General features: G+C 46.1%; 5 protein-coding genes and 2 rRNA genes. 1 reads left to right on the top strand and 6 read right to left on the bottom strand.

Annotated features, from left to right (window positions below):
• Window positions 1-96 precede the first annotated feature (96 nt).
• On the top strand, window positions 97-414 hold the full coding sequence (locus P5V12_RS01735) for a PilZ domain-containing protein (RefSeq protein ID WP_316955508.1): 318 nt from the start codon (window positions 97-99) through the stop codon (window positions 412-414).
• An 80-nt stretch (window positions 415-494) separates the two neighbouring features.
• Here the strand turns inward: P5V12_RS01735 and P5V12_RS01730 are convergent, their stop codons facing one another.
• From P5V12_RS01730 to P5V12_RS01705, 6 genes are all read right to left on the bottom strand, one after another.
• On the bottom strand, window positions 495-1,280 hold the full coding sequence (locus P5V12_RS01730; protein ID WP_410483318.1) for a VacJ family lipoprotein: 786 nt from the start codon (window positions 1,278-1,280) through the stop codon (window positions 495-497).
• 115 nt (window positions 1,281-1,395) lie between these two features.
• Window positions 1,396-5,283 (bottom strand): ATP-dependent RNA helicase HrpA, encoded by a 3,888-nt coding sequence (gene hrpA, locus P5V12_RS01725; protein WP_410483331.1) that lies wholly within the window; start codon window positions 5,281-5,283, stop codon window positions 1,396-1,398.
• Window positions 5,284-5,775: 492 nt separating this feature from the next.
• Window positions 5,776-6,735, bottom strand: a complete 960-nt coding sequence (locus P5V12_RS01720; RefSeq protein WP_316955506.1) for an acetyl-CoA carboxylase carboxyltransferase subunit alpha — start codon at window positions 6,733-6,735, stop codon at window positions 5,776-5,778.
• A gap of 102 nt (window positions 6,736-6,837) precedes the next feature.
• Window positions 6,838-10,341, bottom strand: a complete 3,504-nt coding sequence (gene dnaE, locus P5V12_RS01715) for a DNA polymerase III subunit alpha (protein WP_316955505.1) — start codon at window positions 10,339-10,341, stop codon at window positions 6,838-6,840.
• Between the two features lie 224 nt (window positions 10,342-10,565).
• Window positions 10,566-10,680: ribosomal RNA gene (gene rrf, locus P5V12_RS01710) — 5S ribosomal RNA — on the bottom strand.
• A gap of 232 nt (window positions 10,681-10,912) precedes the next feature.
• Window positions 10,913-13,780, bottom strand: a 23S ribosomal RNA gene (locus P5V12_RS01705).
• Window positions 13,781-14,097: the final 317 nt, after the last annotated feature.

The following is a 14,097-nucleotide window of genomic DNA, read 5'->3' as shown; positions in this document are numbered from 1 at the left end:
TCACTAAAAACGCTACTCCTATAGCAGCAAGATATAAAAAGGTTGTATAGCCAAAAAACAATCCCTCACACTCCAAGCTTCGTTAAGGGGAGATATATGAGCCTAGCTAACCGAGACTATCAGGAAAAGCGCAACTTCATCCGCATGAAAGTTGATACGCCTGTACAAATTGACATTAAAAACGGCGATCAGCACATGACCGGGAAGTGTTGCGATTTAAGTGGTGGAGGCTTAATGGTGGAGTTGGATAGCGTTATACCCGTAGGTACGGAAACTGAAGTTGTAATTTCGTCTTCACACGGCCATAGCCCTATGCTTCATGCTATTGCGGTGGTTACCCGAGTGGTTTCTCAACCGGAATCAGAATCGCAGCCTTGCAGAATAGGCCTTGAAATAAAAGAAGTGATTAAGTAAGAATTCGACGGTGCGATAAACTCGCACCGATAAGATTTACCCCGGTTAGCGAATGTGTTTCGCTGCAGGTTTCGTCCCCTCTAAAAATCCTCGTCCTCAAAGTCCTCGTCACCGAAATCATCTTCTACGACACCGTCATTATTGAGGAAATCCCGACGCTGAAGAAAAACGCTGCGTATCATGATGTATTTATCCCCTTGAATAAGGTCTTCAACATCTAACAACTGGGCTCTGGTTTGAACTAAGTCTGTAGCAGTTAAACCCACTGCGGTGTTGGAAGGTTCTACGTAAGTCACCGGGTTAGTAAAGATATCAATTGGCTTACCGAACCCATCCCGGATTGTCGTTGGCCCCAAGAAGGGTAAGACTAAATACGAACCTTCTCCTACCCCCCACTTTGCCAACGTCTGACCAAAGTCTTCGCCGTCATTTTCTTCCAAGCCCATATGTTGAGCAACATCGAAGAAACCCAAAATGCCGACTGTGGAATTAATTAGAAAACGTCCAGTATCGACACCTGCGGCTTTCCATTTCCATTGCAACACATCGTTAAAAACGTTGGTAATTTCACCGAGATTACTAAAGAAGTTTTTCACCCCGATTTCCACAGGTTCCGGCGCAATATACACGTATCCCTTGGCAACCGGTTTAAGGACCCAGCGATCCATCGTATCGTTAAATGCGAACATCGCTCTGTTGAACCCTTCAAACTTATCCCGCTCGTGTCGTGTCAGGTTCTGATCACCATCATTTTTGGGGTTGGAAGCACATCCAACCAAAGTCCCAATCAAAAGGAAGCAAATCACCTTTTTGACCCAATTACCTGAACCGGTAAATTTATACTTTTCTAACCCAGATTTAGTCACTCTTTTGTCCTTTTTAATAACTCAAGCCAATTTCTTACCATGCGGGATTATTGGTGAGAACACATTTTTTTTCCAGAACCTGGCAGTTATATTTTGTTGCCAAATGTTAGCCCGCTTAATGGCACGACTGCGTCCATTGCTTATTCAGACGTTTATCTGAAACCGGCATTATTGTGCGTAAAGTTTGTGCAAAAACAGAAACGCGTAATTCTTCGATCATCCAACGATATTCCTGCCACTCTTCGTTGTGAGCATAAGCCGATTCACCTTCTTTAGCCAAACGGTCTGCGTGACGCTGCCAATGATCCGTAATGGACGAAAGCGCCACTCGGTCTTTCTGTAAATTCATCGGCGCTTTCTCAATTCGTACACTAATAGCTTTTAAATACCGAGGGTATTGCTGAAACCATTTAGCCGGAATGTGATACATAAACCCTTTAGAAAACAGCCGATCAATTTGCAATGAAACATCACCGGCAGTTAGCGCAATCGCTAAGGCATTTTTTGTACTTTTCAGGGCTTTTTTTATTTCCACAACGGATTTTAACGCATCGACCAATACTTTTTCTTTATCAGATGCGGTTTCATACAGTGAGGCTTTCGCTGATTGAACACGCTGTGAAAATTCTGCCTCGTTTCGAACCTCTTGCTGAATAGCCTCAGGAAAACACAGCTCTCGAATACTCGCCATGATCATGTCGTCAACAACGTCCGCCCTTTTTCCCAGGTCAACAACTGTCAGTCCCATATCCTTGCCGCGCAACAATTCTTTTTCGCAATACTTAACAGTTTGCCCAAGCTGTAAATATGCCAACCGAGTCAAACCTCGAAGATTTTCATATCGCGCCTCAAATGGGTTGTCCATTACACGTAAAGAAACATGAGTTTTATGATCAACCAAAGCAGGATAACCGGTGACTTTTACCGCCCCCCGATCAAGCTGAATGGACTCATGTAACTCACCAAAATCCCAAGTGGTCACCGATTCCTTTTCAATGGAATGGCCAGCCTTTTTTAAGGTCTGCTGAACCTGTTTTCGATATTTTGATTTTAAACGTTCAAGATTCCTGTCTCGATCAATCACCATGCCACGCTCATCCAAAACCTGAACGTTCATCAAATATAAATTATCCAGACAGGATTCATCCCAGTCTTCCGGTTTTATATTGGCATCCGAAACCCGGTTCAGTTCATAGGCCAAGACTTCTGTCAGCTTTTGATTACAAGGAGACATTCTCGGCATAATTTTGTCGACATAATCCGGTACGGGCACCAATTTACGTCTAACCGGTTTTGGTAGTCCTTTCACCAATGCGATGCATTTATCCCTCAATAGGCCCGGAACCAACCATTCCAGATAATGTTCGGGGATTTCGTGTAACAAGGCCACTGGAATATACGCGTTTACACCATCATCCTGATGCCCAGGATTAAACTGGTAGCCGACAGGGAATGTCATGCCCTCATAATTCAGTTGAGCTGGAAACAACGTCGTAGTCACACCGTCTGCATTATGTAGCATGAGTGTTTCTTTGGTGAAAAACAAAAGCTTTGGGTTCTTTTGTTCTACCGTTTTACGCCAATGCTCAAAACCTATCAGGTTGACAATGCCTTCCGGAATTCTCTGCTCATAAAATTGGTAAAGAACTTCTTCATCAACCAATATGTCTTTACGTCGAGTCTTGGCTTCAAGCTCCTGAATTTCGTCAATCAGGCGTTGATTGTGCAGGAAGAACTCACCGGAAACTTTTCTCCGACTCTTACCATAGCCACCTTCAACCAGAGCGGAACGAATAAATACTTCACGGGAAACTTTTTCATCGATTTTCCCGTATTGAACACGTTTTTTCTCAATCAAGACCAAGCCGAATAAACTGAGCTTAACGAAAGCTTTGACTTGGCCTTCTTTTGCGTCGTAGTGGGGTTCAAAATAATGATGTTTTATCAGGTGATTCGCGCCATCTAGCACCCATTCAGGTTCAATTTTTCCAACACAATGGCTAAATAGCTGGCTGGTTTCAAGAAAGTTTGCCGCTAACATCCATTTGGGTCGTTTTTTATATTGAGATGACCCGGGGAAAATCTGAAAATTCCTGTTTCGAGTTCCCTCATAAGTATTATTTTTTCTTAGCTTGCCGGTGTGATCTTTTTTATCTTCCTGTTTACAACCAACATTAGTGATAAAGCCGGAAATAATTGCCCGGTGAAGCTCTTCGTAACTGGCAGGCTGTTCGTTTTCCTTAAAGCACAGCTGTTTGGTCGACAGTTTTAGCTGGTAATGAAGATCTCGCCATTCTTTCAAACGCAAATAATTGAGGAACTCTTTTTTGCACAACTTACGTAATTGATTTTGAGAAAGCTCTTGGCGCTGCTCCTCAATGTAGTTCCATAAATTAATATACGCAAAAAAATCCGAGTTTTCGTCATAAAAGCGGCGATGTTTTTCATCAGATGCCTGCTGTTTATCTGCCGGTCGCTCTCTCGGATCCTGAATACTTAACGCCGAAACAATGATTAACGCTTCTTTTAAGCAGTGCCGCTTGTTGGCTTCAATCACCACACGCGCTAATCGAGGGTCAACAGATATATTTTGCAACTGCCGCCCAACCTGAGTGATATTGCCATTCCGATCAACAGCTTGCAGCTCTTCCAGTAACTTAAAACCGTCGTTAATAAGACGATTATCAGGTCGGTCTACGAACGGGAATCGACGAACATCCCCAATTCGCATCTGCAGCATTTGCAACACAACTGCGGCCAAGTTGGTTCGCAGGATTTCCGCGTCCGTGAATTCAGGCCGAGATTCAAAATCTTCTTTATCGTAAAGACGGATACACACGCCGTCGCTCACCCGTCCACAACGACCTTTACGCTGATTTGCGCTCGCCTGAGAAATCGCTTCAATAGGCAAACGCTGTACTTTGGTTCGTAAGCTGTATCGGCTAATACGAGCAGTTCCCGGGTCAATAACATAACGAATTCCGGGAACGGTTAAAGAGGTTTCGGCAACGTTAGTTGCAAGTACAACCCTTCGGCCTTTATGTGGGTGAAAGATCCGCGTCTGTTCAGCTAAACTCAACCGCGCATACAGAGGTAAAACCTCTATCTGATGAAGTCCGGCCTTTTTTATCGCATGTGATGTTTCGCGAATTTCTCTCTCGCCAGAAAGAAACACCAAGATGTCTCCGCCTAAACCTTTTGACATTTTTAAAAGTTCATCGATGGCGGCAACAATGGCTTCTGTCTGATCTTCAAATTGCTCTTGCCATGGACGGTACAACACGTCAACCGGGTAGGTCCGTCCAGATACTTCAATCACGGGTGCATCATCAAAGTGTTTGGAGAATTTATCCAAATCAATTGTTGCAGAGGTGACGATAAGTTTCAGGTCGGTGCGTTTTTTAAGAAGTGTTTTTAAATAGCCAAGAAGAAAATCGATATTCAGACTTCTTTCATGGGCTTCATCAATAATGAGTGTGTCGTATTTCCATAACATCGGATCCTGTTGAATTTCGGCCAACAAAATACCGTCCGTCATTAATTTTACGTAACTGTTTTCTGTAGAGTGATCAGTAAACCGAACTTGATAACCAACAGCGGTTCCCAATTCGGTCTGCAATTCTTCGGCAATGCGAGCGGCAACTGTTCGAGCGGCAATACGTCTTGGCTGAGTATGACCAATTTGTCCTCGTACACCACGCCCCAAAGACAAGCAAATTTTCGGAATCTGAGTTGTTTTCCCCGACCCGGTTTCACCGGCAAGAATAACAACCTGATTTTTCTCGATTAACTCGGCAATTTCTTCTTGTTTCTGGCTAATTGGCAGGTTTTCGGGAAAAACAATATCGGGAATTGAATCATGTTTCTGTTTTACCAAATCAATAGAATGGTTAAAACTAACTTCCAGCTTCTGAAGAATTTTATCGATAGGTTGCTTGGATCTAATACGCTTTTCCAGCTTAAGCTTTTCCCGCTTAAGTCGAGCAGAAGTAGAAAGTGTCATGTGCTCACAACGACTTTCCTGTTCTTTATACCAAGCGGAAAATTCGTTGAAATTCATGATAGATATTCGTTCTTAATTATTGACGCCCACAATGTGATTGAGGGATTGGATTTTATGCTTCAGTCTTTTGGGGAAGGTTCAATATACCAAAAACATTGAGAAAATAAGGGCAAACTAAAAACACGATCAACACAAGTGAACGTAAAAAGTCAGAGTTACCAAACGCTCCGGCAAAAACAATGATAGCGAGTAGTACCAATGCCGCTCCGACATTGTACTTAATTGCATCAATTTTTCCGCCGCAATTCCCTTTACCCTAAACTCCTAGGAACAAATGCTGGGGATACACCGCCAAACTCCCCAAAGCAATAGTCCCAATAATTGCCCCTACGTTATACGCCACGTATGATGAGTTAACCAGCGCTTTAAAAGCACCAACAATCAGGATGAAACTGAAAAAACCTGAAATAGGGGCGGGATAAACCGGCTCGCTTAAAGCGGGCCGTTACCGTAACTCATAAGACGCTGATAACGTTTTTCCAGGAGTTCATCAATGTTATACCCTTGCAGCTCATTCAACTGAGCCACTAAACGCTCTTTTAATTTAGCGGCCATAGCGTCGATATCCCTGTGCGCGCCACCTAGAGGCTCAGGAATAGTTTCATCAACAATACCCAAGGATTCTAAAATGCTTGAGGTAACCCCCATCGCTTCTGCCGCTAGGGGTGCTTTTTCCACCGTTTTCCAAATAATATTGGCGCAGCCCTCTGGAGAAATTACAAAGTACGTGGAGTATTGCAGCATATTCAGCTGATCGCCCACGCCAATGGCCAAAGCACCACCAGAGGAACCTTCTCCAATCACGGTACAAATAATTGGGGTTTTCAAACGTGACATTACAGCAAGATTTTGGGCGATGGACTCACTGATACCGCGCTCTTCACTGTCGATACCAGGGTATGCCCCCGGAGTGTCGATCAATGTCAGGACAGGAATCTTAAAACGCTCGGCCATTTCCATTAAACGCAATGCCTTACGGTAGCCTTCAGGTCTAGGCATACCAAAATTGCGAGCCACTTTCTCTTTTACACTGCGGCCTTTTTCCTCACCGATCACCATGACGGGCTTACCGGCCAAACGGCCAATACCACCAATAATGGCTTTATCATCACCGAAGTGACGATCACCATGCAGTTCATGCCAATCATCGAAGATACGAGAAATGTAATCCGCGGCATAAGGTCTTTGCGGATGGCGGGCAACCTGAACAACCTGCCAAGGCGTCAAGTTGGAATATATGCTTTCCGTTCTCTTTATCAATTTAGCCCTGAGGCTTTCGATTTCTTCGGTCAGGTCAACATCGTCGCCGTCAATTGTACCTAACTGCAACGCTTCAATTTTGGCTTCAAATTCAGCGATTGGTTGCTCGAAATCGAGATAGTTCAGATTCATATGCGTGAAAGTACCTTTTTATTTTTTAACCGCAAAGACTTCATGCGGAGCCAAAAGAGGCGCAAGTTTACCACCCCAACGGCCCAGGCTAAAGTGTAAGGATCAATCCTTGTAAACGTATTCCACTTGCTCTGTGCCATACATTGTACGCAAAGCAACCAGAAGCTCATCGGAGGGATGAACTTTCCAGTCATCCCCAAGAATCACATCCCCTTGCACACCCGATTTTTGATAGGTAATGACAATTGGACAGCGACCGTCCCGATAGGGAGCAAGCACATCCCTTAACTGCGCGCTGTAATCTGTAGGTAAAGACTCACTTTCCCAAATCAGTTTGACGTTTCTAACTTTGTCCTGGCGCGCGGTAGCCAGGTTATTAATCGCATCGGCACGCATCTTCAAGCCGCCGCTGTAGTCATCATGGCTAATCTGCCCTTGCACTACCAACAGCGCGTCTTTTTCCAATAGATCCCGATATTCATTATACGTATCAGAAAAAACAGCAACTTCCATCCTACCAGTACGGTCATCAAGGGAGATAAAGGCCATATTATCCCCCCGCTTAGTCTTCATTACCCGGAATGCGACCACCATACCAGCAATAGATTGCTGATTTTTATCAGGCTTTACGTTTGCGATGCGGGCCGATACTAGCTGGTTTAATTCAGCGTCATACTCGTCTATCGGGTGACCAGTCAAATACAAACCAAGGGTTTCTTTTTCCCCCTCCAAACGGTCCTTCATACTCCAACGACGTACTTTACGAAAATCCGAGTACACATCTTCGGCACCGTTTCCGCTTGGCACAACTTCGCCGAACATATCCGTCATCCCGGCATTGGCATTTGCTGCACTTTGCTCCGCAGCTTTTACGGCATCCGGAATGGCCAAATACATCACTGCGCGGTCGTAATCCAGGTCAATTTGTGGGCCGATAGTGTCAAAAGCGCCACTGCGTACTAAGGCTTCCAGAGCCCGTTTATTGACTTTTCGAGAGTCAACTCGTGCACAAAAATCAAAAATATCAGTGAACGGACCGGCTTCCCTCGCTTGAAGAATATTTTCAATTGGTCCTTCCCCAAGCCCTTTAATGGCACCTAAACCATAAATAATATTGTTGTCGTTATCTACGGTAAATTGGAAACGACCAAGGTTCACATCAGGTGGTAATAGGGTTAGGCCTGATACCCGGCAGTCTTCAATAAAAGTAACCACCTTATCAGTTTTATCCATATCCGAAGACATGGTTGCGGCCATAAAGTGAGCCGGATAATGCGCTTTCAGCCAAGCAGTTTGATAGGAAACCAAAGCATATGCAGCTGAGTGGGATTTGTTAAAGCCATAGCCTGCAAACTTTTCCACGAGGTCGAAGATTTTCATCGCCAACTCAGGGTCAACACCTTTACCCGCTGCCCCTTCTTCAAAAACAGCACGTTGCTTTGCCATCTCTTCCGGCTTTTTCTTACCCATCGCACGACGAAGTAAGTCAGCTCCGCCAAGAGAATAGCCAGCTAACTCCTGAGCAATCTGCATTACCTGTTCCTGGTAAACAATGACGCCGTAAGTGGGTTCAAGTATGGGTTTTAACCACTCATGCTGATACTTCGCATCGGGGTATGCAACTTGAGCGCGGCCGTGCTTACGAGCAATAAAGTCATCCACCATACCTGACTGCAGCGGCCCCGGACGGAATAACGCCACAAGCGCGATCATATCTTCCAAGTTATCTGGCTGAAGACGTTTAATGAGGTCTTTCATCCCTCGGGATTCCAGCTGGAATACAGCGGTAGTATCAGCAGCCTTCAGGAGTTTGAAGGTATCAGGATCATCCAAAGGAATGGCCGAGATATCCACCGAAGCTTCACCCTGCGCCGACCGCTGGGTGTTAATCATTTTCACTGCCCAGTCGATGATCGTGAGCGTCCGCAAACCAAGGAAGTCAAATTTCACCAAGCCCGCAGATTCAACATCATTCTTATCGAACTGAGTGACTAGGCCGCCGCCCTGTTCATCACAATAAAGCGGAGCAAAATCCGTCAGTTTGGTGGGTGCAATGACAACCCCCCCCGCATGTTTACCAACGTTTCGAGCGATTCCTTCCAACTGAAGCGCCATATCCCAGATTTCTTGGGCATCGGAATCGTTCTGCAGAAACTCCCTAAGAATCTCCTCCTGATCAAACGCTTTTTGAAGCGTCATACCAATATCAGGAGGTATCATTTTGGAAAGCTTATCGGCTAAGCCATATGATTTGCCCTGTGCCCTAGCGACATCACGTACCACAGCTTTCGCGGCCATGGTACCGAAAGTAATAATTTGCGAAACGGCATCACGACCATAATTGTCTGCAACATAACCGATAACTTTATCTCGTGTTTCCATGCAGAAGTCGACATCAAAGTCAGGCATCGATACCCGTTCCGGGTTCAAAAACCGTTCGAATAGCAGGTCGTATTGCAGTGGATCTAGGTCAGTAATTTTTTGCGAGTAGGCTACTAGGGAACCGGCACCGGAACCCCTTCCAGGTCCGACAGGAATATCGTGATCCTTCGCCCACTGGATAAAGTCCATTACGATCAGGAAGTATCCGGGGAAACCCATCTGAATAATAATATCCAGCTCGAACTGAAGGCGGTCATAATAGACCTGTTTTCGCTCTTCATAATCTGGCGCGCTTTTGTCCAGAATCCGTTCCAGTCGCTCATCAAGGCCGTCATAAGAAATCTTGGTAAAGAATTCGTCCTGTGTCATTCCCTCAGGAATAGGATACTCAGGAAGAAAATACTTACCCAGCTGAATATCGACATTACAGCGCTTGGCAATTTCTACCGTATTCTCGACCGCTTCAGGAATATCACTAAACAATTCCACCATTTCTTCAGCGGTTTTGAAGTACTGCTGATCGCTGTATCTGCGCTCGCGACGAGGGTCATCCAGGGCTCTCCCCTCTCCAATACAGACCCTGGCTTCATGTGGCCCATATTGTTTTCTGTCCATAAAGCGGACATCGTTAGTAGCAACAACGGGAATACCCCACTGCATCGCCATTTCTACGGCTTTATGAAGATAGCGTTCATCTCCTTCTCTCCCGGTTCTTTGCAACTCCATGTAAAACCTATCTGGGAAAGCCTCACTCCAAAATTTGAGCGCAGTTTGAGCGTCTTCAATTCGATTGCCTAAAATGGCCTGGCCTACTTCCCCGTATTTTGCCCCCGATAACACAATCGTTCCCGGGGCATGCTCCAAGATCCACTCTCGTTTTACAAAAGGCTCTCCATGTTTTTGTCCATGTTGATAACTTTTAGAAATGATCTCAGTGATATTCCTGTAGCCCTCGACATTCGTCGCTAACATGGTGAACAAATAAGGTTTTGCCTCAACATCATCCGCTTCGAGGTATAAATCCGCTCCAAAAATCGGTTTAACCCCCACCCCCTGACAGGCAGAGTAATACTTGATCAAGCCATAAAAATTATGCTGATCAGTAACTGCACAAGCAGGCATACCCAGCGCCGCCACTTTAGCAACCAGAGGCTTAATACGAATGATACTGTCAACAAGAGAGAATTCGGTATGTACCCGGAGATGGATAAACTGGCTAGTCATGAGTCACTGAGATTTTAAAATTGGGGGGAAAGCTTAAGTGATTTGCCTTCATTAGTCACTGAGAAGAAAGCTTGTTAATTATTATCTAGCGACAGAAATTCTTTCAGGGTTTGCGTACAAAAAAAAGCGGTTTTGCTTAATAAGCATGATTTTCAAACCATTCAAAACCCAAAGACAACAAAAAACCCCAGGCTCGTTAGAACCTGGGGTTTCTTTATTTAGAAGCCTGACGATGACCTACTCTCACATGGGATCTCCCACACTACCATCGGCGATGCATCGTTTCACTTCTGAGTTCGGGATGGGATCAGGTGGTTCCAATGCTCTAATGTCGTCAGGCAAAGCTGTATAGGCGGTGTATGTCTTATGTTCTATTGAACTGCACTTACCTACCTAAATAGGGTGGCGGATTGAATAAGTTTTTTGCAACTTTGCTCATAGTGTTGGATTACTCTTACCTTTCGGTTTGCTTATCCAGACAATATCTTTGCTCTTGCGTGTGTCACACTTAGCTTCGATTATTTAATAATTTTGTTGCTTAACTTCAACATAACTTAATCAGTTCTGTTATATGGTCAAGCCTCACGGGCAATTAGTACTGGTTAGCTCAACGCCTCACAGCGCTTCCACACCCAGCCTATCAACGTCGTAGTCTTCAACGGCCCTTCAGGGGGTCAAGCCCCAGGGAAAGCTAATCTTGAAGGAGGCTTCCCGCTTAGATGCTTTCAGCGGTTATCCCGTCCGAACGTAGCTACCCGGCAATGCTTCTGGCGAAACAACCGGAACACCAGAGGTTCGTTCACTCCGGTCCTCTCGTACTAGGAGCAACTCTTCTCAACTTTCCAACGCCCACGGCAGATAGGGACCGAACTGTCTCACGACGTTCTAAACCCAGCTCGCGTACCACTTTAAATGGCGAACAGCCATACCCTTGGGACCGGCTTCAGCCCCAGGATGTGATGAGCCGACATCGAGGTGCCAAACACCGCCGTCGATGTGAACTCTTGGGCGGTATCAGCCTGTTATCCCCGGAGTACCTTTTATCCGTTGAGCGATGGCCCTTCCATACAGAACCACCGGATCACTAAGACCTACTTTCGTACCTGCTCGACGTGTCTGTCTCGCAGTCAAGCGCGCTTGTGCCTTTACACTAACCTCATGATTTCCGACCATGATTAGCGCACCTTCGTGCTCCTCCGTTACTCTTTGGGAGGAGACCGCCCCAGTCAAACTACCCACCATACACTGTCTCCGATCCCGATAAGGGACCTGGGTTAGAACCTCAAACATATCAGGCTGGTATTTCAAGATTGGCTCCACGTAAACTAGCGTCTACGCTTCAAAGCCTCCCAGCTATCCTACACAAATAGGCTCAAAGTTCAGTGCAAAGCTGTAGTAAAGGTTCACGGGGTCTTTCCGTCTAGCCGCGGGAACACAGCATCTTAACTGCGATTTCAATTTCACTGAGTCTCGGGTGGAGACAGCGTGGCCATCGTTACGCCATTCGTGCAGGTCGGAACTTACCCGACAAGGAATTTCGCTACCTTAGGACCGTTATAGTTACGGCCGCCGTTTACCGGGGCTTCGATCAAGAGCTTCGCATAAGCTAACCCCATCAATTAACCTTCCGGCACCGGGCAGGCGTCACACCCTATACGTCCACTTACGTGTTTGCAGAGTGCTATGTTTTTAATAAACAGTCGCAGCCACCTGGTTACTTCGACCGCCAACAGCTTACGGAGCAAGTCCGATCACCGTCAGCGGCGTACCTTCTCCCGAAGTTACGGTACTATTTTGCCTAGTTCCTTCACCCGAGTTCTCTCAAGCGCCTTGGTATTCTCTACCTGATCACCTGTGTCGGTTTGGAGTACGGTCAACTGTTACCTGAAGCTTAGAAGATTTTCTTGGAAGCAGGGCATCAACAGCTTCGCTCAAAAAAGAGCTCGTCATCACCTCTCAGCCTTAGGATCCCGGATTTGCCTAAGATCCCAGCCTACAAGCTTTCACGTGGACAACCAACGCCACGCCTGCCTAGCCTTCTCCGTCCCTCCATCGCAGTAACAGTCGGTGCAGGAATATTAACCTGCTTCCCATCGACTACGCATTTCTGCCTCGCCTTAGGGGCCGACTAACCCTGTCCCGATTAGCGTTGGACAGGAAACCTTGATCTTCCGGCGAGGGAGTTTTTCACTCCCTTTATCGTTACTCATGTCAGCATTCGCACTTCTGATACCTCCAGCAGACTTCTCAATCCACCTTCACAGGCTTACAGAACGCTCCCCTACCATACTCGAAAGTATCCGCAGCTTCGGTTACCAATTTTAGCCCCGTTACATCTTCCGCGCAGGCCGACTCGACTAGTGAGCTATTACGCTTTCTTTAAAGGGTGGCTGCTTCTAAGCCAACCTCCTAGCTGTCTAAGCCTTCCCACATCGTTTCCCACTTAATTGGTATTTGGGACCTTAGCTGGCGGTCTGGGTTGTTGCCCTCTTGACGACGGACGTTAGCACCCGCCGTCTGTCTGCCATGATTGCACTCCTCGGTATTCGGAGTTTGCATGGGGTTGGTAAGTCGGGATGACCCCCTAGCCCAAACAGTGCTCTACCCCCGAGGGTGAGACATGACGCACTACCTAAATAGTTTTCGGGGAGAACCAGCTATCTCCGGGCTTGATTAGCCTTTCACTCCGACCCACAGGTCATCCCCTAACTTTTCAACGTTAGTGGGTTCGGTCCTCCAGTCAGTGTTACCTAACCTTCAACCTGCCCATGGGTAGATCGCCCGGTTTCGGGTCTATTGCATGCGACTCACGCCCTATTAAGACTCGATTTCTCTACGGCTCCCCTACACGGTTAACCTTGCCACATACAATAAGTCGCTGACCCATTATACAAAAGGTACGCGGTCACTCCGAAGAGCTCCCACTGCTTGTATGCACACGGTTTCAGGTTCTATTTCACTCCCCTCACAGGGGTTCTTTTCGCCTTTCCCTCACGGTACTGGTTCACTATCGGTCAGCTGGGAGTATTTAGCCTTGGAGGATGGTCCCCCCATCTTCAGTCAGAATATCACGTGTTCCGACCTACTTAATATGTCCAATATGAAGCTTCGCATACGGGGCTATCACCCTCTATTGCCAAACTTTCCAGAATGTTCTGCTACTTCATATTGAATCGGCTGGTCCCCGTTCGCTCGCCGCTACTAAGGGAATCTCGGTTGATTTCTTTTCCTCCGGGTACTTAGATGTTTCAGTTCCCCGGGTTCGCCTCACTAACCTATGTATTCAGTTAGTGATACCCGCAAGCGGGTGGGTTCCCCCATTCAGAAATGCTAGGATCAAAGCTTGTGTGCCAGCTCCCCTAGCCTTATCGCAGGCTCCTACGTCTTTCATCGCCTCCAGCTGCCAAGGCATCCACCGTGTGCACTTATTCACTTGACCATATAACACAAGTGACTAAGTTAATGTTCGCAACTTATTAAATTCTGCTTTGCTTCAGCTTCTTCATGACCTCATCTAATCAGTGGCTAAACCAATTAAATACTGCAAAATCACTCCAATTCGCCAAAGACCCACAGTCGATAACTAAGTGTCTCTACACATATGTTTGAATGCAATCGCAACGATATTACACCGGATAAGCGTACTTGAGTTAATCTCAATCACTACTTAAGTGCAATGTTACAACTTATTCTTTCCACCTTGTTAAAGAACTTCTGATGCAAAATCAGAAAATTACTTTCTACTGAAGACAGTAA

The sequence above is a fragment of the Teredinibacter sp. KSP-S5-2 genome, from assembly GCF_032773895.1.
Classification (GTDB): Bacteria; Pseudomonadota; Gammaproteobacteria; order Pseudomonadales; family Cellvibrionaceae.
The sequence above is the reverse complement of the archived record's forward strand: the minus strand, read 5'-3'. Positions and strand labels throughout refer to the sequence as shown.